Origin of the sequence: Bacillus sp. MRMR6, from assembly GCF_001940785.1 — a bacterium.
Lineage (GTDB): Bacteria > Bacillota > Bacilli > Bacillales > Cytobacillaceae > Neobacillus.
On sequence record NZ_MSLS01000017.1, the window covers coordinates 34,380 to 59,475 of the forward strand.

Consider the following 25,096-nt stretch of genomic DNA (forward strand, 5'->3'; position numbering starts at 1 on the left):
GACACCACCAACATTTTTAGTAAGGCACTTTCCACATATATCTTCTTGTGCTTAGTGGATGGTTTCGGGCTGTTGCTAGCTCTTCTGCGTATTGGCGCAGGATGGTTTGCAGGACGAGTGGGGCTATGTAGCCTTTGACGCTTTCTGCTACACCCTTCAAATCAAAGTCCTTTGCATCAAGAACAACGACTCTTTCGCCATATCTCTGGGTGAATTCCAATGAGCGTTCTTCCAATGGCCGAGTCTCATCTAAACCTAACAGTTGAATGATTGGTACGTTTTGATCCAAGATTTCAAACGGCCCGTGGAAATATTCCCCGGCATGGAGAGCGTGGGAGTGAATCCACTGCATTTCCATCAGGAGGCATATCGCAAACCAATAAGCAGTTCCATAATTCGCGCCACTCGCCATTGTGTAAATTATTTTTTCATCCTTATAGGATTGAGCAAATTCCTTTGCCTGGTTTAAATACTTTGCTTTCTCCTGTACCAAAATTTGATCTAAATTCTCTAAGGAGGAAACGACATCAGAAAACTTTTCATTCCCTTCTTTGGCAGCCAGAAGTCCAAAAACAAGTTCCAGCATCACGGCTGGTGACTCATTCACATACTTTGCTTCTTTCCCATCTTCATAAACAATTACATGCTCGGATGCTTCGGCAAGCGGTGATCCCTGGTCAAAGGTTAACGAGACAGTAATTGCCCCTTTTTCCCGTGCAAATCGAGCGGCCTCTACCGTCTCCGGTGTTTTTCCAAAGTGGGAGCACAAAATCACCAGCGATTTCTCGTTGAGTCTTCGTGGGTTACGATGCACGAACTCATTGGAACTATACAGGTCCGAGTCAATCGTTGCACTTTCCCGGTCTAATACGTATTTACTTGCATACATGAGGGATGAAGAGCCACCGCAGCCTACGAAATAAACACGATCGATGTCCCGTTCACTAAAGACATCCAAAGCCTTTTGTACGTCTGCTAACATTTTTTATCCTCCTTTTTTTATGACTTTAACAGGTAAAACTTCATGTTGTGTATATTGGAGCCTTTGATAGGTACCAAAACAAATCAAGGCAAATCCACCAATAAAAATACATACATACAGTAGCACCAACGGCCCAAATTCATCGTAGAGCAGCCCGCCTAGTAAAGGTCCGATTGTTCTTCCCACATTGGCAGCACCACTCACTAAGCCCTGGTACATTCCTCTTTTATTTATGGGTGCCAGTCGATCCGCAATCGCTGGCACTGCCGGAAAAATAAGGATTTCTCCGATCGTCATAATCACCATTCCGGCAACAAACCCGCTATAGGAATGACTCTGTGACAAGAGGCTGAAGGTAGCCATAAAAAAGAGTACACCCAATAAAAGCTGCCACTTCATCGGTGCTTTCATGCGGGCCATAAACCATTGGATCAGTGGCTGACCCAATACGATCAGTACCCCGTTGATAGTCCACAAAGTACTATAGGCTGACAATGTAAATCCTAACTGGTGCATATAGGTGGAAATACTTGTTTGCCATTGGATATAGGTAACCCAGCAAAATATTAATCCTAAGCAAAGAACCAATAAGGAATGAAAGCTTTGTGCAGGACGAACCTCATGATTCGGCTTCAGGTCACGTTCCTTCTTCACCTTCGCAGCTTCAATCACTGGGTCAGGTTCTTCGAGAGCGAACCAAATAATGGAGATAAAGACGAGATAGGTAAAGCCATTGACCCAAAAGACGTATTGAAACGAGAATTGCGCCACTATGCCGCCTAAAGCGCTACCTACTGCCACACCGAAATTAAGAACCAGAAAGATGAGATTAAAGCTTTTTCTACCGCCCTCCTTCCAAACAATCCCTGCAAGGGCATAAATGGGAGGAAAAATGGTTCCAATGGCTAAACCAAGCAGGACCATCATTAGGATATAGGTGGGCCATGATAAACCAATGGAAATAATGAAAATAAAACAGGCAGCTGCTAGGACCGAAAGGAGAAGGGTTGGTTTCCCACGAATGCGGTCGTATAAGTAGCCGCCCAGGAAACTACCAACAATCTCAGCTCCTGAATGAAGCATTAGAACAAATCCTGCTTCTGACAGCGTTTTTCCCATCCCTTGTGTCATGTAGATGGTGTGCAAGGGCCAAAGAAAAGCCATACCGGTGGAATTGACCAACATTGCGATTAATAAAACTTTTAAGCTCTTGGGATAACTCCTCCAAATCGACATAGGATAAAACTCCTTTATATCACTGAATTAGTCACCCTAGTCGGAACAATCTTTCCGTCCATTACTCTAGAAATGGTGCAAGACTTCGCAGGGACTTTTCAACCGCCTCGTTAGGGTCAATCAAGTATTGTGAAGAAGTAAACTCCAACGTAAGGGCACGATCGTAGTTGTAGTTTCCTAGAGTTTTCATATAGGTTTCCAGCGGCAGGCTGCCATCCCCCCATGCTAAATGTCCACCCGGGTTCCCGTCGATAAAGTGGATATGGACCAAGTCATCCTGTAATTGCTGAAAATAGCTGGCCAGTTCCTCTCCTTCTACCGCAAGCGGAATGGTATCGACCATTCCTTTTAAATGAGGAGAAGCAACCGAAGCAAGGATTTCTTTTAACTCAGGCAAGGTAGTAATCAGATTGGACTCAATTTTTTGTAATGGCTCTAGGGCTAAAACAATTCCTTGTTTTTCCGCATAAACGGTTAGCTGCTCCAAAGAATCCTGGGTCCTCCTCCACGCTTCCTGCCTGCTTTCATTGCGGTATCCCCAGCCGGCGGTTACTAACACCATCGGCGCCTCTAATTCAAGCGTTGCATCAATCGACTTTTTAAAATAAGTGACACTTCTTTCACGAATCGCCGACTCTTTTGCGGCCAGATTGATCGGATACATACACTGTTCAGGAGTAAAGCAAACAACCTCCAATTCACGCCGGTCGACTTCTTTCTTAATGGCACGGATTTCTACTAAGGAAAGATCCTCCACATACAGGTGCGGCGCAGCACCCCACAGTTCAATTTTTTCAAACTCATACTTCACCATTGCATCTAAAAAATAGACCAGCGGATAGTGTAGATAATGAAAGTTCATTCCTGTTATTTGCGACCGTTTGATTTTGCCCATCTAATCCCTCCTACTTCGTTCCCAACGTAGTTTTAATAAAGTAACATTTGGTATATACCATTCAAGCCAATCTTATGAAACTAGAGTGATGGAGAGGAAAGTGGAAAGTGGAACCCTTTCCTTTTCATTCCCCTATACTCTTTACAAGTTTCCATTAACCTTTTACACCACCTGCCGAGAGACCGCGTACAAATTGCTTTTGGAAAACAATATACGCGATAATCATTGGCAGCGCCGAAATGGCTAACCCCGCCAATTGGATTCCGAAATTAGTATTCAACTGACTTCTCAAATTCATCAGACCCACCGGAATCGTCCTTAGGGCAGAATCCTCTATAAAAACTAACGCAAACATAAATTCATTCCACACGTTCATTCCCGTTAATAACGCACACGAGGCAATAATCGGTTTCCCCATCGGAACAATTATATGTCGGTACACCTTCCAACTATTACACCCATCAATAATCGCTGACTCCTCAAGCTCTTTCGGGATCGACAGAAAATAGGAACGCATCAAGAAAATTGAAAACGGCAATTGAAAGGCAACATAGGGGAGAATTAATGCCCAATAAGTATTGTACAGTCCAATCGCCTGCAGTAATTTGTAAAGTGGAATTAAGCTGACCTGCGGCGCAAGCATTAGTCCGCTTAGGATCATAACAAGTAAAATATTCTGTCCTTTAAACTGGAAGCGGCTTAATCCAAAAGCGGCCATCGACCCCAGCAGTAATACGATTACGACCGATACCACCGTAATGAACACACTATTTAGGAAAAATTGGCCAATCCCGGCATCCCAAGCTGCCCGGTAATTCTCCCATAGCCATTTTTCCGGAAGCGACCAAGTATTTAAGAAAAAGTCAGCATTAGATTTTAGTCCGCTCAAGCCGAGCCAAAGGATCGGATAAATGATCACCACTGCAAAGAGACTAAACCATATAAGCACAACCGTTTGAAAAATTCTATTTTTCATCTTCAAAGACAGCTTGGAATTTGTCTGGATTTCCTTTATTTTATTCGTCTCCACTACCGTATTATTATTCGCCATTGCCTACGCCTCCTTTCCCGATTTGCCTATTTTTAGCTGAATTAAGGATAGTGTAAGGGTGACGACAAAAATAATAGTCCCGATGGTGGACGCATAGCCCATTTCATCATTTCGGAAGGCTGCTCGATAAAGCATCGTTCCTAACACTTCGGTTGAACGGCCGGGTCCCCCATTGGTCATTACATACACTTCATCGAATACTTTGAACGCACCGATTACCGTGATCACCGTACCGACCAGAATCATTTCTTTCATTTGCGGTAAGGTGATGAAAAAGAACGTTTTTATCTTAGAAGCTCCATCAATCATGGACGCTTCATAATATTCATATGGAATTTTTTGCATGGCGAGCAAGAATAACATCACCATATAACCGGTGTACTGCCATTGTGAAACAGCAACTACAGCATAAATCGCCGTCTTACTGTCACCAAGCCAAGATATTGCCCATTCCGATTGTCCGATTGCATTTAACACCCCGTTCACTAAACCCACTTCTGGATTATAAAGGAGCTGCCATAACAAACCAACAACCGCAATTGATATAACAGATGGGATAAAAAAGACAGTCCGGAAAAATGGCTGAAACCTTCTAATCAATTTATCTTCTAATATGGCTGCAATGATTAAGCCCATACCTACCTGAAAAACCAATGAAATGACAGCGTACAGAGAATTATTTTTCAATGCAGTAAAAAAGATTGGATCTTTGAAAAGTCTGCCATAATACTCTAAGCCAACAAAAACTCTTCCAGCCTCAAAGGAATTCCACCGAAACAAACTGTTATATAGATTTAATACAATCGGCAAAAATACAAAAAACAGGATGAATAGGAGTGCTGGCAAAATAAAAAGTATCGCAGTTTGGCTGTTTTTAAATGTTTTTGTCATCCCCAACTTCCTCCTAGGAGGGGGTAAGCAGGTATCCCTGCCTACCCTTTCTCGTTTATAAAATAGGTAACACGGAATAAAATAGACTACTGTCTATCCCCTGAGCCCGAATGAGGACTAGGCTCAAAACGGGGCCTTCCGCTTTTCTTATTCCACTTCACTTTGTACTTGCTTAGCTACATCTTGTACTTCTTTGATAATTTCTTCTGGAGATTTGGATCCATCAAGCAATAGCTGAATATTGGATAGATACACATCCGCTACCTTCGCATGGACATCTGTGTCGAGCCATTCAGCCATACCTTCTGCCTTCTTCATGACTTCCACACCTTCAGCCACTTCCTTCAAAGCTGTATCTTGGTTTGTAGCCCCATCAATCGGACTTGGCCAGCCAATTTGCTTCACAAGCTTTAAGGCGTTATCTTTACTTGTTAAATACTTCAAGAATTTAATCGCTTCTTTTGGATGTTTTGTTTTAGAGGAAACGATAAATCCATCCGGTGCTCCGGTAATGAAACTCTGACTGCCCTTACCATCTGCCATGGACGGCATTGGGAAGAAGCCCCAGTTTCCTTTCATATTATTCTCGACCGTTTGGAATTCTTCTAATTCGACATAGAAGATTGCTCCCTTACCGGCCGCAAATAATTGTTGTCCCATATCATGAGAACTAGAGTTAACATTCTTCATAAAATAGCCCTTATTATTCAAATCAGCTAACATTTGCATAGCTGTTACATAGCCTGGGTCTGTAAACTCACCTGATTTCGGATTATAGTCTTTCGTTCTCACATCCTGGGCCACCATCTTTTGGTTTAAGCCTGTTAAGTAATGGATTGCTGCCCATGGACCTTGGTTACCCAGAATAATTGGCGTTTCTCCGCCCTTTTTCAAGGTGTCTAGCACTTGTATAAATTCATCCCAAGTAGTTGGTGCCTGCAGTTGATATTTATCAAAAATCTTCTTGTTGTAAACAAAAAATTTACCATTGAAACGAAGCGGAATCCCATAATTTTTTTCATCTGATGTGAAAGGCTGCAGAGATGCCGGAATAAAACTGTCCTTCCAAGCTGTATCTTCATTTAAATAAGGAGTTAAATCTAAGGCTGCATCAGCACGAACGAATTTCCTGGCAAATTCACCTGACCACGAAAACATAATATCTGGAACTTCGTTACCGCCTAGAATGACACGGAGTTTGTCTTTAATTGGTTCATCTGCAACCGCTTCCATTTTAATCTTGATATTAGGATTTTCCTTTTCAAAGGCTTCCACTACTTCTTCAAAATATGGAGCGTATTCTGGCTGCGGCCACTTATGCAAAAACTTTAATACAACTTTCCCCGACTCTTCATTGCTAGAAGAGGAACTAGAGCATCCTGTCAGGACAAGAGCGAAAACCATCAGTACTGCTAATAAAACGTTTATTTTCCTTCTCATTTCATTAACCCTCCTTATTTTTATAAAATCAACCTATACAAAAGCGGTATTCCTTCACCCCCCAACCTTCTATGAGCGGATTAATATTTTATCCCTTTAAGGAAATTAAAAGGGAATCCCATAACCAAAAGCACCATCTACAAGACACGTCTTTGCCGCAAACTTGGCCCCTTCCTCCATACTGTTTTGGAGGAGGATGGCTTCCTGAATTTCAGGATTTCCTTTTTTTTCAGAGAGATAATGTAAGATAAATGCAGTAAAAAAGGAATCCCCGGCACCGAGCGTATCAACCGGCTCCACAAAGTGCGGCTCCTGGCGGTAAAAGGAATGGCCGTCATAGACAATCGAGCCGCGTGAGCCCATTGTGCCCAACACTAATTTACTCCCATAGGAATTAGCACGCTTTAATAGATTCTCTACTTCCTCTTCGGCCAATTGCCCGCAGGAGAGCAAGCTTATATCGATATGAGGGCAATTCTTCGCTAGCAATTCATCGTTATAATCACTCGAGAAATCATAGGATACTAGGATCCCTGTTTCTTTTAATTTATGTAACTCTGAATCCATCTCACTGTAGATGCTGCTATGGGCAATGTCAAAGCTTTTAATATATTCCAAGTCTTCTGAGTTGAGGACAATCGGATGTTCCTTTTGCACACCACCCTCATTTCCTCCGATGAACACCCGGTCACCATCTACTAAATCAACTGCGGCAAAGCCATTTTCCCCTTCATGCTGACGGCAGTTAGACATATCAACATTCAATTTTTTTAAGGTGGCAATAATATGCTCTGCGGCCCGATCATTGCCGAACACTCCAAGATAGGCTGCCTCAATTCCTAACTGCTTCGCATAGACACTGAAATTCAAGGCATTTCCGCCTGGATACATCGTTTTTTTATAAACATATTTATCAACCACATTATCGCCAACACCGATTACCTTCATGAAAAAAACCTCCCCATATTCAATTATTGGTATATACCATTCAAACTAAGTTGAAATGATTATAACTATCATTTCAGCTTTAATTCTGAATAAAACTTGACTATATCACTTCTCGTTAAGGACTTGGAGAATTCTATTTCCTTTTCATTGGTATCAAAAGCAACTGCTTCTTGAAGGATACACGGACTCTCGGAACGTATTTTCAACAGCTTGCTCTCACTTTCATCGGAAACCGTGACCTGCATATATTCCTTTGCCATGACAAGGATAATCCCGTACTCTCTTTCTAAAATTTCATACAAGGAATCATTGTCGGTAATCATTTCATCGAGCCCGGGACACCGCTTCTCTGGCAAGAATGACTCTTCAATCGAGATCGGAGTCTCATTAACAAGCCGAAGCCGTTGAATAGCAATCATCATTTCTCCCAGGGGCAGTTTAAGCTTTTGAGCTAAATTAGGTGTGGCTTCCATTTTACGAATGGACAGTATCTGTGTGCTCGGTAATAATCCTTTACTCAGCATGTTCTTGGTAAAACTATTAAACGTAACAAAATCCATTTGGATTTTCTTATTGTTGATAAAGGTTCCCGCCCCTACACGCCGCTCCACTACACCTTCCCGCTCCAAGATCGACAAGGTATGTCTTGCTGTCATCCGGCTGATTTGAAACTGCTCAGCCAATTCCCGTTCCGAAGGAAGCTTATCACCGTGCTTAAGCTTACCGCTTTCAATTTCATCGAGAATTTTATTTTTTAATTGTTTGTAAAAAGGAACATCCTCTTCATCTCTGTTCATTCTGCTCATCTCTATTTCTCCCGTATATGCACGTATTCAATCCATATACAAAGGATATAGTATTTCTACTTCATTTGTAAATTCTTGTTTTTTGAAGTGGTATATACCATTTGGAGTAAAGCTATGGTCATTCTATCTAGAAATTAGGAAATAGAGAAGCACTATTTTAAAAGCGCTTACAATTGTTTTGAAATAAAAACCGGCTCTGGGATGATGTTTATCGAAGGAGATTTGTATAATGAGGTTCATTTTGTCAGCACTGAACTACCAAGGAATGCCTTTTGTGTTGTCAGAATTTTTGATTAACTATAGAATAATTCAAATCCAACCACTTGTCAATATATTATCTACTAAACAAAAATCTACAATATTAGTAAAATTGACCCGACTAAGGATTTGTCATTTCACCTTGCCCCCTGTCAATGCTAGAATTCGCCTTTAGTCTTATAAAAATATTGTCAATTTTTGTCTTGATATGGAAGAAAAGGGCTCCCAACAGTTTAGAAAACTGATGAAAGATCTTTTCTTAACTTTAAACGGATTGAAGGCTTATTACTTTTGACTTCACTGCAACAATTTCTAGTAGATGTAAAACTAAAAAAGAAGCTTCGCAAAAGTTTAGTTCTTTTGAGAAGCCTCTTTTAATTTACATGTTAGCATTTCATTCTCATCTTTATTTTTTTCAGCCAGAAAACAAAACTCTAGTTATTTACTTTCTTAATTTTATTTAAAGCCTTGTTAACCTCTATTACCATTGACATAGGGATGGATCCTCCTGATTGTTTAATCAGTGCTTCAACAGTCATGGCATTCATTATTCTAGTCATGGCTTCAGACTGTTTTACATTTTTGGCAACATCTCCGCGCTTAGATTTTGCATAAGCCATCATATCATCTAAGATTTTGGCTCCTTCGGTGTTCATACGTATATCCGCCATGACATCTTTAATAGAATAATATTCCTCTGGACAGTTCATTTCTGGGTCATCAAACCAATTTATCACTTCACGTCCTTTTAATTGATAATCCTTATTCGGTTCTGACACTTTGCGTATAGTCATCTCATCTGAGAAATTACCTGCTTTTACTTCAATTCTATGTTCGCCCTGAAGTTTCAGTTGGAATTTAAATATTTTATCACCACTTTGCTTTTCTACGAGCTCGCCGTTAATATATAGTCCAACTAAGCCAATATTGGAATATACCTTAATTTCAGTTTCTTCTTCGTGACGATCCACATAATTCCTGCCGCATAAATGTACAAAAGGTTCCTTACTCCAATTTGCCTTATAAAGATAGAACGCATCCTTCCTATATCTTCGATCAAAAGTAACAAGCCCCTTCTGATTGATTCCATTCTCCCCTCCTTCATCACGACCATCTGCAGCGAAATCAAACATATTCCATACATGTGTTGCCCATAGATATGGTCGGTCTCTGAACATATTTAACAAATGTTCATGATATACACACTGATATTGTTCTGTATAATCACCTTTCTCAGGCATTGCAGTTTGTAATTTAGGATTAGCATCGGCACCATATTCAGCTAAACCAATGATTGTATCAGGATATTTTTTATGGAAGTCATCAAAGAAACGATCATTATCAGTTAGATTTCCTAAATACCAACCATAGTAGAGGTTATAGGACATGATATCAGGTAAGAATACTAAAGGTTCATCCGTTTCAAGCATAAAAACGTGAGCCATCGTTGTTGGTCTTGTATGGTCCAAACGATGAGCCAAATCATTTAATAGCTTATGATTTTCCATTAAGTCATCCGTTACGCCTGTAACGCTTATTTCATTAGATAATCCCCAACAAATGATCGAAGGATGATTAACATTCTGTACGATTAATTCTGTCAATTGGCTTATTGTATTCTCTCTACCCTTTGGCAAATGCTCAGTAATATAAGGTATTTCAGCCCATACGAGCATCCCGTATTCATCACATAAATCATAAAAATACTGATCATGCTGATAATGGGCTAGACGGATAGTATTTGCACCCATTTCCTTGATGATTTCCATATCCTCTACCATCATCTCTTTTGTAATGGCGTTTCCAACACCTTTTCGATCTTGGTGACGAGAAACTCCTCTAAGAGGATAAGGTCTGCCATTTAATATAAATCCTTTATCCTTATCAAAAGAAAATGTTTTACAGCCAAAACGGCTAGCAACTTGGTCCACTAATTTACCATTCTTTATAAGTGCTGCTTTTGCTTCATATAAATATGGATCTTCCACTCCATCCCAAAAACGAACTTCTGAAATTTCAATAATACCAACAGCAACTCCATCTCTAACAGGTACTTCTAGACTTCCCACGCCCTCGATTGTATAAAGAACAGCTTCTGCTTCTCCGGTAATAACTGTTTTTAAATTTACAACTGCAGTTTTTTCATTTATCTCAGAAGTAATTTGCAGACCACTTCCTCCATAATAATCCATGTCAAAGTGACTAGCAGACACGATTACCATATATACATCACGATATATCCCACCATAGAAGGTGAAATCAGCTTTCTGAGGATACACCCGATCATTAGGAGCATTATCAACAGAAACGACCAATTCATTATCTTCTTTTAATGCTTCCGTTATGTTTACTCTAAAAGTAGAGTAGCCTCCATCATGTGTAGATCGTTTAATATTATTCACCCATACTTCTGCTGTTGAGTTTGCACCTCGAAATTCCAAATATACTTGGTCACCAGAATGTATTTCTGGCTTTTTAAACGTCTTCCCATACCAACAGGTCCCCCTGTAATAATCATTTCCTCCATCTTGTCCATCAATTGCATTCCATGTGTGAGGAATATTTACTTTCTCACCTGGTACCGTAAATACTTTCTCTAATCCCACATTTTCTTTTACAAATTTCCAGTCCTCGTTCATTAATATTGTTGTTCGCATCATGACTCCTCCTATAAATCTACTACTTCACAACTACTACTATTGCATCATTAATTCTATTTCTTTTGCCTAGAATCAATGGAAATCCAACCTAACCCAATGTTAACTCTTACTTCAAACTATTTAATTAAACCTCCTAGTATTTATCCGCTTTCATTTATTTAAATCGTATCATTCCTTCACTTTTCGATATGGTAATTTGGTATTGTTTTTTGTAGATGAAAGTCAATTTCTATTCAATTTCAGTACTACTATATTCTTTTAGTTAACCCACTTAATGAACCTATCATATAAAAAAGAAGCTTCCCACAAGTTCAATGGACTTGTGGGAAGCTTCTTTTTTTAGCATTATCTTAGCGTTTCACTAAATATGTGAACGCTCCCTTACAGCTGTAATCACTTTACGGGTCGAATCACTGATATTCTCTTTAAAATATGGTTCATACGCCTCAATTGGTGGTTTCTTAGTAGTGTAAACAGCAATTAGAACTCCGATTAAAGAGATTACACCCGCGACTAAGAACGGATTTGCAGCACCCATTGCTTTTGCAATAATATAGGTGACAGAACCAATAATAATTCCTGCATATCCACCTGCAGCATTCATTCTCTTCCAGTACAATCCTAAGAATACAGCTAAGAAAAAGGCTGCTCCAAAACCACCGTACACATATACAAATCCCATTGCCAAAAACCACGGCGGCTTAATGGCACTTATTACTGCAATCAGTCCCATGACCAAAATGATCATTCTTAGACGTTTGTTAAATGTCTTGTCGTCCACTTTTGTATTTTTAGCAAGGCCTAAATAAACATCATAATAGAGTGTTGTACCCGCCGTGAGCAGCATTGAATTTGCGGTTGAAACAGCTGCACCACAAAGAGCAACAAGTGTCATCGCTCCAACAAAAGGATGTGCATAATCCTGAATAATTAATGGAACGATGTAATCCGTCGTTTTTCCTTCAGGGATACTAGGTAATAACGCTTTTGCACCAAGCCCCATGATAATTAACGGACCCATAATGAATATTAATACACCAATCGTACTCATTACTTGTAAAATAGCTACTTTTGTATTTTTAGGGGCCAACATCCTGCCTACCCAATGCGGCGATGCTGGAGAACCTAATGAATTAGAAATAAAAATTGAAATAAGCGCACTTAAGCCAAAAGTTCCGAGTGGTGAAAGAAGGATCCCCGGCTCTAGCGGCTCTCCCCCTACATAGGTCGGAGCAGTCGTAGTAGCTAACTTATCTAAAATATTATCCATTCCCCCTGTTGCTACCAATACAGCCGCACTACCTAGGATCATCCCAATGACAATAAGTACTGTGTTAAGTGTATCTGTGGCTGCAACGGACCAGAAACCGCCAATACTTGTAAAAATTAAAAATACTAAAAATGCAAAAATAGCAATTTTATAATCAATTCCTGTGATGGAAGCAAATACAATTCCAAAGCCGTTAACCTGAATATGAACAAGTAGGAAGTAACCAATTGTCATTAAAATCCCAACAATCATTCGTAACGGACTGTTTTTCTTATGTGGCTCATACCTAAGGTGGATATACTCAGGAAAGGTCCTAACTGGAGTTTCAGGTCTCCTGATTTTGTAAGCAACAAGTGGAATTAACGCACCACCTAAACACCAGCCTGCAACCCATCCAATAATCGCAGCCACTCCTGAACTATATAAATAACCAGGTACTCCTAGAACAGAAGCTACACTTACCCATGTGGCAGTAGTTGTACCAATACCGATTAACAAGCCCATTCTATGCCCGCCTGTTGTAAAATCAGAGATGGATTCGGTATTTTTCAAACTCTTTAAACTTGACCATACAATGAATAATAAATAAAAAATTAGCACAATTACGTACATCATGTTGTTTTAGCCTCTCTTTATATCTTATTTATACCTAAAAATCTTTCCTGTAGCACCCCAACGTTTGACACCTGATTTTTCAATTTTATAGCAAAGGTAAGTACCTAAAAGAAACGAAAAAAACATCATGCCAACCCAAATCATCATCGCAATAAACACCCAACCCCCCCCTTTTCATTAAACTAAATAGCCCTAATTTCAAAAAAAACTAAGGCCTATACACAGTATTTTCAAAATATAAAATCTATTCTAGCATATCAGGTAAGTTCGTCAATACTTAATTGTACAATAGCCGAGATGTTTACTAGGAATAAGGAACATTGCTAATTAGAAGCAAAAACACTTTCCAAGGAATGCAAAAAGGCCTCCCACTAGATTTAATAATCCCAGGAAGACCTTTTGAAAGAAGAATTTTTTGGATGATTGTAAAAGAAAAGGCATATACAAATGACTAATGATATGCCCTGTTTTATTAAAGCATGTCGCCCTTGAGATGGTATTTCAAGAATTTGTTCCCTTTATTGATTATAAGAAATTACTTTGTATTTTTCTTCCGTGTACTCGATATGAGTAATACTAGAGTTCCTAATTTCTATTGGATCAATTGGTTCTTCAGCAAATTTATGGAGTAGATGCATAATCACGACACCGTGACTAACAAGCAGTATATTTTCATCTTCTTTTTTTCTTTCAGCCATAATGATCTCCAAGCCTTTTTCAACACGCTCTGAGAACGCTGCAAACGTTTCTGCATCTTGCAGTGGGTCTGCCTTATGCAACGAATCCACTACTTTTTCAATCGGTTGGTTGCGCATCATTTCCACATTATCTGAATAACCATTTTCCTTAGCGATCTTACTCCATGCAACCTCATTGTACTCCCCTTCGAAGCTGCCAAAAAATAATTCTCTAAATTCTTTAAGCTTTCGTATAGCCAGTTGATCGCTATGCTTGTTTTGTCCAATTAGAATTTCTGCAGTTTCAACCGTTCTTCCTAAATCACTAGTATACACACGTTCAAAGGAGGTATTAGCCAGCTTTTTCCCCGTCTCAATAGCTACTGTTTTACCTGCTTCTGTTAAAGGACTATCTGCCCAACCTTGCATTTTTTGATAATGATTCAAATAGGTCTCACCGTGTCTAATGAGATATAATTTTACTTTTCCCATAACCCCACCTACTTCCATCATCCATTTCAAAGCTAACTCACTGTAGCCTCACTATTTTCCAATATTCATTAAAACAGTGCTCCAACCCATCCAAGGATCGGAACACTGTCTATTTGAAATTTGAAAATTACAGCTCTTCCCCATTCGTTGCAATTACATTTTTGTACCAGTCAAACGATTTTTTCTTCGATCTTGCTAAAGTACCGTTACCATAATCATCTTGATCTACATAAATGAATCCGTAACGTTTAGACATTTCAGATGTACTTGCGGAAATTAGGTCAATACAGCCCCAGCTTGTGAAACCGATTAAGTCTACTCCCTCTTTAATCGCCTCGCCCATCTGATCAATATGAGATCGTAAATAGTCGATGCGGTAGTCATCCATGATCGAACCGTCTTCTTCTACCTGATCGTACGCACCTAATCCGTTTTCTACGATAAATAAAGGTACCTGATATCGGTCATACATTTTCTTCATCGTGATGCGTAATCCCTTAGGATCGATTTGCCATCCCCAATCCGATGCTTGCAAGTATGGATTTTTTACACCAGTGAAGAAGTTACCTAATTCTTTTTCCTTGTCATTAGCAGAAGCAACCATTGACATATAATAGCTGAATGACAGGAAGTCTACCGTATGATTTAGTAACAGTTCTTCATCACCTGGCAGCATATCAATCTGAATATTTTTCTCTTCAAAATAGCTAAGCATAAAGCTAGGATAGTATCCGCGTACTTGAACATCTGTGAAAAATAAATTCTTCTGATCTTCATTTAATGCAGCTAATACATCATCTGGATTACACGTTTCGGGATAGATTTCCATACGCGCTAGCATACAGCCAATCTTCGCACCGGGAATGATGTCATGACATGCTTTTACTGCTCTTGCACTTGCAACAAACTGATGATGCAGTGCTTGATATACCGTTTCCTCTTTGTTCTCGACTTCATCGATTAAAATACCGCTGCCAATATATGGCGAGAATACAGAAATATTAATTTCATTAAAAGTTAACCAATATTTCACTTTATCTTTGTAACGATTAAACACTGTTTCCGCATAGTTAACAAACATATCAACTAAACGGCGATCGGCCCAACCGTTATATTTTTGAACTAGGTTCAGTGGAATTTCGTAGTGAGATAAGGTCACCAACGGCTCAATTCCATACTTTTCCAGTTCATCAAACACTTTATCATAGAATGCTAAACCTTCTTCGTTTGGCTGGCTTTCTTCTCCAGTAGGAAAGATACGCGGCCAAGAAATTGACATACGGAAAGTCTTAAAGCCCATTTCTGCAAATAGCGCAATGTCTTCCTGATAACGATGATAAAAATCAATCCCACGGCGTTTTGGGAAGTTGTCTCCCTCTTTACCCGCTAATAATTCTTCTAACTCTATTTTACTCTTAACATCCATCTCAATGTCATTTGTACGGTCTTCTTTTGGCACAAACTGAACCATATCAAAAATGGATAATCCTTTTCCACCCTCATTATAGGCACCTTCTAACTGGTTGGCAGCAGTTGCTCCACCCCATAAAAAACCTTTTGGAAAACGGCTTTCTGTCATAAATATTGCCTCCCTCATTCTTTTATTATCGTATCTATGTTCAATCATACACATATGAAATTGAAAAAACTGGTCTCATTTAGACCAGTTTCGGGATGAATATTGCTCTTGATACCGATAAACTAACACATCAAACAGGCGTAATAACGTATATGCACTAACTGCACTGTTTTCTATTTTTCCACATTGTAATAATTCATCAAACACTTCTTGCTGTTTTAGGGCGTCCGAAAAGGTAATAAGTAATTTCTTCCCCTTGGCCATTTCAATTTTATCAATGATGGCTAACTCTTCCATTAAGATGTTTCCCTGAATAGAAATCGTGATGATCATATCTTCTTCCGTTAATAGAGATAAAGCGTCGACTTGTTTAAAAAGATTTGTACTGCATTCACAAAACTTTCCTAAAAGCAGTAACCTCTTTTGAAGCTCCAACGCTTGAATTTGATTTTTTTCAAAACCAAGAATTACGATTTTTTTAGATTCGTAAATACTGGAAGCGACCCGTTCCAACTGTTCCGTCTTAATATTTGCTATCATCTCTATATTTTCTTTTAATTTCTTTTCTAACATGTCTGGGCTCAATAACTTTTCATATTCATCACCTGAATAGGCACCAACCTGCATAGCAGCACTACTTCTTAGGTGCGAAAAATTCCTGAATCCTAATCTTTTACAGAAGCGATTGATTGTAGAAGGTGCAACATTACACGCTTCTGCTGCTGTTTCTAGAGAAAATCTCTCAATTTTATCGATATGCTCAAGTAAGCTTTTGGCAATGGAATAATTAATGTCCTTATCAAGGGAATTATTTATGTATGCTAACAGGGTATAGATCAATTGCTCCATATTTGCCACCTCAGAAAAAATACTATCACTTTTCCTTATGAACCACAATTGTATTCAATGGCAGCCATTTTAATTTTCATCAATGGTCGAGGGGCTTCCCTTCATTTTTACTAGCCACCCCTTTCGACAATTCTCTTCACACTTAGGATCATTAAATACAGGTGTAACAGCATGTAAGGCTTTTCTAATCAATCGTTTAGTTAACACCAATTTACCTAATTAATCGTTTAATTAATTACCGTCTAAGCCCTTTTAACAACAGAGCTTTCCTTGCTTTCAGGTAAATTAATTGTCGTATAGACGTTGTGATTTATAGGAATTATCTTCAAAACTGACAATAAAAACTAACAAACTACCTATTCTTACAATTGCAAACAGGTTTTTCTACCAACTAATCGTTTAATTAAAAGGACAGTAAATCCTTTCAAACCAAGAGTTACCCTGTATTCTTGAAAGATTTATGTCGAAAAATATAAGTGCGAAAAAAATCTATCAAACTGGTTCTCTATCAATCTTCCCCTGCAGTCATATCAATTTCATATATACGTGGGATATAGCGGCCACCCGATGAATTATTGAATAAATCACTAATCTTTGGCGGATTCGGCGAATGTGCCACAAATTCCAATAGATTCTCATGTGCTCTTTCAAAGGAATATTTTCGCAAGACCACATGCCAGGAATCCAGCTTATATTGATCAAACTGAAACTTTTCATAATAGGCTTCGATAAGTACCATCAACGTATAAATCTCTTTCTTATTCATCTAAGTCAAAATCATCCTCAGACATTCTCTTCTTACCTTCCTGCTGATTGAGATACGATTCAAATTTTGACCCAAACAACGTCTCCGGCCGCAGGAACTTATTCCAATCAGGGTCGCCCAGCCATTCAGCTGATTTCAAATCGACGACCCTATGAAAATGAATTTGCTGCAACACCACTGCCTCATTTAAATCAAGCTTAACTGCAAAACTCGGAATAATCATGATTGGACTTTCATTGATTAGTAACCTACTCATCTGAATCTCTCCTTTATAGAATCTTTTTGTAAGGAACATTGATACCGTCCCGTCGTAAGACGCGAACAGCCCGCCGAATGGATTAAGTCCCTTCAACAGATATATATATATATAAAGAAGTAAAAAGGTTAGGTTGGAAGAAAATATTTTTTGCTTAGGGAATTTGATAGTGGAAGAGTAAACTATACTCTGAAGTATTCTTTGAAGTAATCTAATGAAGAAATCTCTGGTACTGCTTGGGTCAATAGGAGTATTTCTACATGTCATTCTGAATCGAACTAAATGTCAGGATGATAGATTCGGGTTGGTCATTTTTTGCTGATGCAAGATCCAAAATGCCCTGCTAGTATTCCTAAACGGCATTGCTAATTTTGATATTCATTTAATTTGTATACTAAAGCAAAAAAAAACTCCCTAATGATAAGGAAGTGGCTTTAGCTATTGATATGGATTTTCTACATTTAGTACTTCTCAGTATGGGGAAAAATAACGGCTTAAAAGCCTTATCATGCGGCCCCTATGGTGAGATTGAAAAATCTTTAACGTGGATTTATTGTTATTCTTTGGATTGCGTTGGCAAAATGTTCTCAGATAAAAAATGATGTAGGGGTGTCATCTTAGAACTGCCAACTCTACTGTATATTTTACTAGGCGTTTCTATTTATTGTACTTAAATATAGGTTTAATGAATCTTCTGCTTCGCCCGCGACTATCTTAATAAAGTCATCATATTCTTTTTGTGTATGTGCTTTATCTAATGCTACATAATAAGCTAGGCGATTTTCTACTTTAATAACAATTGGTGGATAACCGTCTTTCATAAGTTCCAAATTCAACAACAACCGTGATGTCCGACCATTTCCATCAATAAATGGGTGAATTCCAACAAAAATGGCATGTAGCATAGCTCCACGAGCAACTGGATGTAATTTTTTTGTTTCTACTTGTTCATACCAGGCCATCAACTGCTCCATCTCTTCTTTTATAAGGAAGGGATTTGGAGGTATGTGTTTACCGGAAATAAAAACTTGCTGTTCCCTATATCCACCTGCATATTCATCATCAATTCCTTTTAGTACAAGTCGATGTAGATTCTTAATTTGCCACTCTGACAAAGGTTCACCCTTTTGTACAATTTCCTCTACAAAGTGAATCGCATCCCGATGATTAATAACCTCCAAGTGTTCACGCAGCATTTTGCCACCAACAGTAATTCCTTCTAGCACTACCTTCGTTTCGTTGATCGTTAGCGTGTTTCCTTCAATTGCATTTGTATTATATGTCCATTCGAGTAATAACTTTTCGCGTAAGCTTTTTACTGTATATTTAGGTAACGGCCGATTGGAATCAAATATTTAGTAAAGGTAAGGTTCATTATAGTAAGAATTTAATAAACTTGACTTAGCTGTTTTTGTATATCTAAAAGACTACTCTAAACATTAATATCTCTATCTCTATAATTAGCCAAGAAAACAATTCTTTAACAATATAAATCTAATGAAAATCACCATCAGATGAATTCATTTTTACTAGATCATCTTCTCGACAATATTCTTCCCGTCCAAGAGGATTTAACCCATGTTTATCAGCATTTTGAGTGAATATAATTAAACGTTTGGTTAGTGCCAATTCTACTAAACAAGCGTTTGATTAAATTGTGGTTAAGCCCTTTATCAAGCATGCTATTGTCTCTTTTCAAGAGTAATTATTGTCATAAAATAGTTATCGTTGTTAAGATTCCATTCCCATCCCCACAATATAAACTAGCAAAGTACATAGTTTTACAAATTCAGACTAGTAGTTATCCCAATTAATCGATTGATTAGTAGTGCAGTTAATTCTTTTAAACCGGTTTAATACCAGTTTTACTAGAAAAATTATTGTCGACGAAAAAGGGTGGTTAATACATAGTCTATTTCAATTCATCATTCCTGAATTTTTTCCTAAAATACACAAAAGTAACATATATTAACCGTTTATAGGTTTCGTAAAACGCTATAATACAAGTAGTCTCTGTAGTTTCCCTTCACCTCCCTCACTTCTTACCCAAAATCCACTCATGATGAAAGCAGGTTGATTTAATGAAGAACATCAACAGTACAAAGAATATTCATGACGAGAAAGAACCGCAGATGAAAGTGTTATTGAAACATTTTGAAAATCCACAGGAACACGAAATTATGGTAAGAAATATGAAGATAAGTGCTGAATTTGACATGAGGCACCGTGGACACTTTTTATTTTATGGAAAAGATTTTATAGATTACAAACTAGAACGCCCCTACGACAAAGACCGCAATGAGTTTCTCCGCATCTTATCAAACTTCATGTCCAACGTGTTGGAAGATGACTGTCCCTCCTCATGGAAAAAATGTAAGCGACCATTTTGGGAAGAACTGATTTTCACACACTTACCACTTGTCATGCATATTACCCCTGAACAAAAACAAGTAGAAACCTTCCTTTACCAATTAAAAATGTTTATCCAATGGCTTGATAAACGGAGTGGTACAACATGGTTTCCAGTTGTTAATAAGTTTTCAAAAGAAGCCATTTCCGACCTGAAATTATGTGAGGAAGTGCTGAATACTATTTTTTTAAGAGACTTTCCACAACTCCATCAGAAAGACTTTAGCCCCGAGCAGCAAATCGAAAAAGCGAATCAGAGTTTCAAGCAATGTACGAAAAGAAGGGACAGCCTTTTTGAAGTAACAAGTGTCATTGACCAGATTACTGTATTAAAAGAATTTAATACCTATATAACCTATTATGTAAAAGGCTTACCCACCCATATAATCGTCCCCGGACTCATTATGAGCGGTTGTATCGGCCGAAAGAGCGGTACCTTGCTATGGGAGTGGTTTCAAACTGATGGAATCTATCCGCAAAAAGGTAAGAAATACATTAAACTTAGTAGTTAAGATAGGCTCAGTTACGTGTAGGATAGGCGATTTTACAACAAAAAAAACCACTCCCAATATTTTAAAGGAGTGTTTTTTTCTTAGTTTGTTTGGAAAATGTACTTAACCAATATGGTTAAATTACATCATGCCGCCCCTAAGGTGAGAGTGTGTAATATCTTTAACATGGTGTGCTTAGAGAGCGGTAAATTAGAGTTTTGCTATAGTACCATAATTATCCTTTTATCTTAATTCATTTCACTGAACTTTCCTAATCCCCATTGTCCTCCCGTAATACGCCAAGCCTCCACATAGATGTGAATGATGGCGGTTAGTTTGTTTTAGGTATTAGACAGTTAGGTAAAGCAATTAGCAAAAGGATGGACATAATAAAAAAAGTGCCAGGCACCATCCAAGTAGAATTATGCCTGGCACTTCATTATATTTGGGGTGAGTTTCCGTTTTATCTTATCGATTAATCCATCGTAACAATCTCTTCTATTTACAAGAAAAATATCACCCTTTCTCAGGTTGTAGTCATCTTGATTTACCCGGATCTCCAATTCACCTTCAAGCACGAAAAGGATTTCAGTCGCTTCATGCCAATGATAGGGGAAATGTTCAACTGTATGTGTAAAAATTTTTATTGGTAAATCAACCTGATAATCAATCTGCTCATAATTCGTAATGCATGTTCCTCCGCCTTCAATTCAATAATTATCAATACTTTAGCATAAAAAAAATATCTAAACAATTTGTTGTCTCTCAGATTAATAGTGTTGAAACCCTTATTATTTAGTCGATGGGAAGGGTTCCATTCTTCTGAATTCCCAGATCATGAATAAAACTAAATCTACATGGCGGTAAATTTTTCGCAAGAAGTAATGTTCAGGTGATGAATTATTTATTATCTAACGTACTAAGCCGTAGTTCATAAAAATACTGCACAATTGGATGCTTTAACTTCATCTTCTCGCTCATCTTTAAAATTCGTTTTTTTCCTACCCGTCTGTCCACCAAAGCTAGAATATTCAATAGGATATCATTGCTCTCTAGGCTTTCCTCTATAGAAGTGGATAAAAACTTATTAGCTACAATGATAAAATTAGATTTACTTAATGATGACTGCGCTGACAAAAGCTCCTTTGCATATTCTGATAATTTTCTACCTCTAGCAATTACCTGTAGACGATCCTCAGGAACTTTCCCCTTGGTTTCTTTTCTTACGGCTTCAATTTCCTCACTGTTGATAGGAATTTGGATATCAGAATCATTCTTAATTTCCAACTCCGTCTGATACCATTTGATTAAGGTAGTTATGTCACTCATATTGAGTACATTCTTTTTATCTACTGCAATATAACAAATTCCTGCTTTATCAGGTAAATAAGAGTAGCTTGTTGCACGGTATTCAACCCTTCCATATAATGCAGGACAGAGAAAACTCTCCAGATTTTGCTTCAATTTGCTCCAGGTCATGTAGTTCTCCTTAACTTTTAAATAATATATATTTATTGAGGCAATCGTTCTATTATCCATAATACAATAACCAACACATCTAGCATAATGCATCAATAATAATCATCCCTATTAGAAATAGGAGGTGACCCATCAGGGTCACCTCCATTTCTTCAAATACTTCTGTATAAACTTCCCTTTTAGCTTTGCCAATATGATCATTCGGTGATCGGCATATCCTCCATCCACGTGACAAAAGAAGCTCCCAAAGGTTTTTACAACTGATGAGAAGCCTCCGGTTAATCTTTTATGTTAGCATTTCACTTTCATCTTACATACAGACCCTTATATATCAAGGAATTGACGGCTTTATTACCCTATGGTGAGAATGTGTAATATCTTTAACAATGTGTGCGAAAAGTGCGGTAAATCAAGGCTTTTCTAAATTTTGTCTGTAACATCTTTAACAGGAATATTTGCTTTTCACTGAATTGCGTTAGCAAAATGTTAGCATTTTGTTGCGTATATTTAAATAAATAATAAGAACTCAATGAGCGACCATCAACCATATTGGATTCCTTTCATTGCTTTTATATAGTCGTTTCATCTCGTTTTAAAATTACTCATATTGTTCTAGTATAAATTGATTTGATTTATTAAATATATAGGAATACAGAGGTCTACCTATACCATAGGTTAATGTTTCATCAATAACATGAACCTCATTTAAAAACTTTAAATACTTTCGAATGGAAACTCTCGAAATATCTGTCATTTCTGCCATTTCATCTGTCGTAAATGGAGCATTCCCTTGCTCCTTAATAGCGTAAAAAACGATATTTAAAGTCTTCCTAGATAGTCCTTTCGGCAAAGGCTTTAATGGTTCAGCCGCTTTAAATTCATCCTGTTTTACCAATAAAAGCTTATCTAGATCTTTCTGGCTCATCTCAGTTTGTTGATTTAAATAGAAGAATTTTTCTTTGTACGAAGTAAGTGCTTGGTGAAATCTTTCAAATTCAAATGGTTTAATTAAATAATCTACAGCTCCATATCTTAATGCCGTCTGAATTTTATCTATGTCAGTGGCCGCAGTGATTAAAATGACATCTAATTCTTTATTTTCTCTTCTAATTTTACTTAATAAGGTTAAACCATTTTCACCAGGCATATAAATATCTAAAAGGACAAGATCCAATTTTTGATTATCAATGATTTTTGTTGCTTCATTTACTGTATGTGCAGTACCAACTAAAAAGAAACCATCGATTTCTTTCAAGTAGCGTTTGTTAAACTCAGCTACCATCGGATCATCTTCTACAATTAGAACATTAATCATTTGTCTCTTCCTTTCCCTTATAATGAAGTTGAATGATAAACTCTGTGCCTTTTTCAACACTTAAGTTTAACCGAATGGACCCTCCTAAAGTTTCAACACTTTTACTAACTAAATATAATCCGTAACCTCGATTTTCTCCCTTTGTCGAAAACCCCTTTTGAAATATGTGAGAAAACTGTTGCTTTTTAAGACCCGGTCCTGAATCCCGTACTTTAATTAGAAGTTGATTTTTATTATAGTTTAACTTTAAATTTAACTTCTTTTCCTTCACTTCACTCATGGCTTCCATTGCATTATCTACGACATTTCCAATTATCGTAATTAATTCATGGGTAACATGTTCTTCACTGGGTTTGGGAATGATTGTCTCATTATCTATTTTCATCTCTACCTTATTTTCTCTAGCTGTACTAAGCTTGCCTATAATAAACCCAGCAAGAACTGGATCTTTAATATTTTTAGTAACATAACTAACTTCGTTTACACGATGATCCACAATTTCATTTATAAAATCCATTAAATCATCATAAAACCCCATTTTAACCATTCCAAGAATAACATGCAGTCGATTCATAAACTCATGTGACTGGGCGCGCAATGCTTCCGCATACATCCGAACACCTGTTAATTGTTCCGCTAATTGATGGACCTCTGTTTTATCCCTAAACGTTGAAATGGCTCCAACAATTTCTTTATTTACGATCAAAGGAGCCCGATTAGATAAAAGTGTCACACCATTGAGCGTAATCTCTTCATCTTTTTCAGACTTTCCTGTCTTTAATACTCGTTCCAATTTTGAAAATGGAAAATAATCGTTTAGTTTCATTCCTACAGGGTTACCTGACAATCCCATATTCGTAAATGTTCGTAAAGCTGATTTATTGACAAGAGTTATTATTGCATTTTTATCAACTGCAATAATTCCTTCATGGACGGATTGCAGCATCGTATTTCGTTCTTCATGAATTTTAGCAATCGAAGATGGTTCTAATCCTAATAAAATCTTTTTAATGTATCTTGCAAGGAAAACTGCGCCTATGATACCAACAATAATACCTAAGACCGAGCCAATTACAATATTTTTATGACTTTTTTCAAGTGCTTGTTCAACATTATTAAGAGATATCCCAACTACAACTGCTCCTATCTGTTCATTTACATTATTATAGATAGGAGTAAATGCACGTAATGACTGCTCTAGTGTCCCTTTCGATATCGAGACATACTCTTTTCCGTTTAATACCACTTCTTCATCTCCGCCGATAAAGTGTTTTCCAATTTCCCCAGGATCTGGATGAGATTTTCTAATTCCGTTCATATCCATCACTACGATAAAAAGTACATCAGCTGCTTGTTGAATATCGAATGTATACTCTTGGATTGCACCACTATCATCATCTTTCTCAAGCCCACTTCTAACAATTTCAGATTTGGCAACAGTTCTTGATACAATCTTTGCTTTTTCTTCTTGATTGTTACGAATCGATTCGCCTACTGTATGACTAATTAATAAATCAGTAAAAAACAATGATAAAAGAACAACCAAGCATACAAAGAAAATAATAATGGTACTTAGCTTCAATTTTTGTTTTAACAATGAGTCCACTCCTAAAAAGCGTTCCTGCATATTCTTTCATATAATGCAGCTTTAATTAAGCTATTGTAAAATAAAAGCCTTACCTAAACAAATTATTAGGAAGGCTTTAAAAGTAAAATTTCTATCTTAACTTA

At 37.7% G+C, this 25,096-nt stretch carries 21 protein-coding genes and 1 pseudogene; 1 reads left to right on the forward strand and 21 read right to left on the reverse strand.

The window, feature by feature from the left end; genetic code table 11:
* Nucleotides 1-16: 16 nt before the first annotated feature.
* From BTR25_RS16055 to BTR25_RS16130, 17 genes and pseudogenes are all read right to left on the reverse strand, one after another.
* Nucleotides 17-982 (reverse strand): SIS domain-containing protein, encoded by a 966-nt coding sequence (locus BTR25_RS16055; protein ID WP_075689060.1) that lies wholly within the window; start codon nt 980-982, stop codon nt 17-19.
* Between the two features lie 3 nt (nt 983-985).
* On the reverse strand, nt 986-2,218 hold the full coding sequence (locus BTR25_RS16060) for an MDR family MFS transporter (protein WP_075689061.1): 1,233 nt from the start codon (nt 2,216-2,218) through the stop codon (nt 986-988).
* A 61-nt stretch (nt 2,219-2,279) separates the two neighbouring features.
* Nucleotides 2,280-3,113 carry a TIM barrel protein gene (locus BTR25_RS16065; protein WP_075689062.1) on the reverse strand — a complete coding sequence of 278 codons (834 nt, stop codon included), beginning with the start codon at nt 3,111-3,113 and terminating at the stop codon, nt 2,280-2,282.
* Between the two features lie 154 nt (nt 3,114-3,267).
* Entirely contained in the window at nt 3,268-4,164 is an 897-nt protein-coding gene (locus tag BTR25_RS16070) for a carbohydrate ABC transporter permease (RefSeq protein WP_254842730.1), read from the reverse strand.
* 3 nt (nt 4,165-4,167) lie between these two features.
* Nucleotides 4,168-5,055: a carbohydrate ABC transporter permease gene (locus tag BTR25_RS16075; protein ID WP_075689063.1), complete on the reverse strand. Its 888-nt coding sequence runs from the start codon at nt 5,053-5,055 to the stop codon at nt 4,168-4,170.
* Nucleotides 5,056-5,202: 147 nt separating this feature from the next.
* Entirely contained in the window at nt 5,203-6,495 is a 1,293-nt protein-coding gene (locus tag BTR25_RS16080) for an ABC transporter substrate-binding protein (RefSeq protein WP_075689064.1), read from the reverse strand.
* A 105-nt stretch (nt 6,496-6,600) separates the two neighbouring features.
* Nucleotides 6,601-7,443, reverse strand: a complete 843-nt coding sequence (locus tag BTR25_RS16085; protein ID WP_075689065.1) for a fructoselysine 6-kinase — start codon at nt 7,441-7,443, stop codon at nt 6,601-6,603.
* A 68-nt stretch (nt 7,444-7,511) separates the two neighbouring features.
* Complete coding sequence (locus BTR25_RS16090; protein ID WP_075689066.1) at nt 7,512-8,249, reverse strand: GntR family transcriptional regulator; 738 nt, start codon at nt 8,247-8,249, stop codon at nt 7,512-7,514.
* Nucleotides 8,250-8,941: 692 nt separating this feature from the next.
* Nucleotides 8,942-11,167: a glycoside hydrolase family 2 protein gene (locus tag BTR25_RS16095; protein WP_217696973.1), complete on the reverse strand. Its 2,226-nt coding sequence runs from the start codon at nt 11,165-11,167 to the stop codon at nt 8,942-8,944.
* Between the two features lie 361 nt (nt 11,168-11,528).
* Nucleotides 11,529-13,052: a sodium:solute symporter family protein gene (locus tag BTR25_RS16100; protein WP_075689068.1), complete on the reverse strand. Its 1,524-nt coding sequence runs from the start codon at nt 13,050-13,052 to the stop codon at nt 11,529-11,531.
* A 24-nt stretch (nt 13,053-13,076) separates the two neighbouring features.
* Nucleotides 13,077-13,211, reverse strand: a complete 135-nt coding sequence (locus BTR25_RS28490) for a hypothetical protein (RefSeq protein ID WP_303046844.1) — start codon at nt 13,209-13,211, stop codon at nt 13,077-13,079.
* A gap of 359 nt (nt 13,212-13,570) precedes the next feature.
* A complete protein-coding gene (locus BTR25_RS16105; protein WP_075689069.1) occupies nt 13,571-14,221 on the reverse strand; it encodes a histidine phosphatase family protein in 651 nt (216 codons plus the stop codon).
* A 127-nt stretch (nt 14,222-14,348) separates the two neighbouring features.
* Nucleotides 14,349-15,800, reverse strand: a complete 1,452-nt coding sequence (locus BTR25_RS16110) for a glycoside hydrolase family 1 protein (RefSeq protein ID WP_075689070.1) — start codon at nt 15,798-15,800, stop codon at nt 14,349-14,351.
* Between the two features lie 75 nt (nt 15,801-15,875).
* On the reverse strand, nt 15,876-16,649 hold the full coding sequence (locus BTR25_RS16115; RefSeq protein WP_075689071.1) for a MurR/RpiR family transcriptional regulator: 774 nt from the start codon (nt 16,647-16,649) through the stop codon (nt 15,876-15,878).
* A 508-nt stretch (nt 16,650-17,157) separates the two neighbouring features.
* Complete coding sequence (locus BTR25_RS16120; protein WP_075689072.1) at nt 17,158-17,415, reverse strand: thioredoxin domain-containing protein; 258 nt, start codon at nt 17,413-17,415, stop codon at nt 17,158-17,160.
* Nucleotides 17,408-17,566 (reverse strand): annotated as a pseudogene (locus BTR25_RS27175) (conserved phage C-terminal domain-containing protein); the annotation flags it as partial. The gene BTR25_RS16120 and the pseudogene BTR25_RS27175, both read right to left, overlap by 8 nt.
* A 752-nt stretch (nt 17,567-18,318) precedes the next feature.
* Entirely contained in the window at nt 18,319-18,867 is a 549-nt protein-coding gene (locus BTR25_RS16130; RefSeq protein ID WP_254842731.1) for a Fic family protein, read from the reverse strand.
* A gap of 885 nt (nt 18,868-19,752) precedes the next feature.
* Here BTR25_RS16130 and BTR25_RS16135 point away from each other — a divergent pair.
* Nucleotides 19,753-20,592 carry a hypothetical protein gene (locus BTR25_RS16135; protein WP_075689074.1) on the forward strand — a complete coding sequence of 280 codons (840 nt, stop codon included), beginning with the start codon at nt 19,753-19,755 and terminating at the stop codon, nt 20,590-20,592.
* A 401-nt stretch (nt 20,593-20,993) separates the two neighbouring features.
* Here the strand turns inward: BTR25_RS16135 and BTR25_RS28650 are convergent, their stop codons facing one another.
* The 4 genes from BTR25_RS28650 to dcuS all read right to left on the reverse strand — a co-directional run bounded on the left by BTR25_RS28650 (nt 20,994) and on the right by dcuS (nt 24,962).
* Nucleotides 20,994-21,281, reverse strand: a complete 288-nt coding sequence (locus BTR25_RS28650) for a cupin domain-containing protein (protein ID WP_083652419.1) — start codon at nt 21,279-21,281, stop codon at nt 20,994-20,996.
* Nucleotides 21,282-21,471: 190 nt separating this feature from the next.
* Nucleotides 21,472-22,050, reverse strand: a complete 579-nt coding sequence (locus BTR25_RS16145; RefSeq protein WP_075689075.1) for an SF0329 family protein — start codon at nt 22,048-22,050, stop codon at nt 21,472-21,474.
* A 598-nt stretch (nt 22,051-22,648) separates the two neighbouring features.
* Nucleotides 22,649-23,365 (reverse strand): response regulator, encoded by a 717-nt coding sequence (locus BTR25_RS16150; RefSeq protein ID WP_075689076.1) that lies wholly within the window; start codon nt 23,363-23,365, stop codon nt 22,649-22,651.
* Nucleotides 23,358-24,962 (reverse strand): DcuS/MalK family sensor histidine kinase, encoded by a 1,605-nt coding sequence (gene dcuS / locus BTR25_RS16155; RefSeq protein ID WP_175596805.1) that lies wholly within the window; start codon nt 24,960-24,962, stop codon nt 23,358-23,360. The genes BTR25_RS16150 and dcuS overlap by 8 nt, the downstream gene beginning before the upstream one ends.
* Nucleotides 24,963-25,096: the final 134 nt, after the last annotated feature.

Bases quoted from the DNA above. Each gene is read 5' to 3' on its own strand.
- BTR25_RS16055 (WP_075689060.1), bottom strand. From the start codon at position 982: ATGTTAGCAGACGTACAAAAGGCTTTGGATGTCTTTAGTGAACGGGAC.
- BTR25_RS16060 (WP_075689061.1), bottom strand. From the start codon at position 2,218: ATGTCGATTTGGAGGAGTTATCCCAAGAGCTTAAAAGTTTTATTAATC.
- BTR25_RS16065 (WP_075689062.1), bottom strand. From the start codon at position 3,113: ATGGGCAAAATCAAACGGTCGCAAATAACAGGAATGAACTTTCATTAT.
- BTR25_RS16070 (WP_254842730.1), bottom strand. From the start codon at position 4,164: ATGGCGAATAATAATACGGTAGTGGAGACGAATAAAATAAAGGAAATC.
- BTR25_RS16075 (WP_075689063.1), bottom strand. From the start codon at position 5,055: ATGACAAAAACATTTAAAAACAGCCAAACTGCGATACTTTTTATTTTG.
- BTR25_RS16080 (WP_075689064.1), bottom strand. From the start codon at position 6,495: ATGAGAAGGAAAATAAACGTTTTATTAGCAGTACTGATGGTTTTCGCT.
- BTR25_RS16085 (WP_075689065.1), bottom strand. From the start codon at position 7,443: ATGAAGGTAATCGGTGTTGGCGATAATGTGGTTGATAAATATGTTTAT.
- BTR25_RS16090 (WP_075689066.1), bottom strand. From the start codon at position 8,249: ATGAGCAGAATGAACAGAGATGAAGAGGATGTTCCTTTTTACAAACAA.
- BTR25_RS16095 (WP_217696973.1), bottom strand. From the start codon at position 11,167: ATGATGCGAACAACAATATTAATGAACGAGGACTGGAAATTTGTAAAA.
- BTR25_RS16100 (WP_075689068.1), bottom strand. From the start codon at position 13,052: ATGATGTACGTAATTGTGCTAATTTTTTATTTATTATTCATTGTATGG.
- BTR25_RS16105 (WP_075689069.1), bottom strand. From the start codon at position 14,221: ATGGGAAAAGTAAAATTATATCTCATTAGACACGGTGAGACCTATTTG.
- BTR25_RS16110 (WP_075689070.1), bottom strand. From the start codon at position 15,800: ATGACAGAAAGCCGTTTTCCAAAAGGTTTTTTATGGGGTGGAGCAACT.
- BTR25_RS16115 (WP_075689071.1), bottom strand. From the start codon at position 16,649: ATGGAGCAATTGATCTATACCCTGTTAGCATACATAAATAATTCCCTT.
- BTR25_RS16120 (WP_075689072.1), bottom strand. From the start codon at position 17,415: ATGAATAAGAAAGAGATTTATACGTTGATGGTACTTATCGAAGCCTAT.
- BTR25_RS16130 (WP_254842731.1), bottom strand. From the start codon at position 18,867: ATGCTGCGTGAACACTTGGAGGTTATTAATCATCGGGATGCGATTCAC.
- BTR25_RS16135 (WP_075689074.1), top strand. From the start codon at position 19,753: ATGAAGAACATCAACAGTACAAAGAATATTCATGACGAGAAAGAACCG.
- BTR25_RS16145 (WP_075689075.1), bottom strand. From the start codon at position 22,050: ATGACCTGGAGCAAATTGAAGCAAAATCTGGAGAGTTTTCTCTGTCCT.
- BTR25_RS16150 (WP_075689076.1), bottom strand. From the start codon at position 23,365: ATGATTAATGTTCTAATTGTAGAAGATGATCCGATGGTAGCTGAGTTT.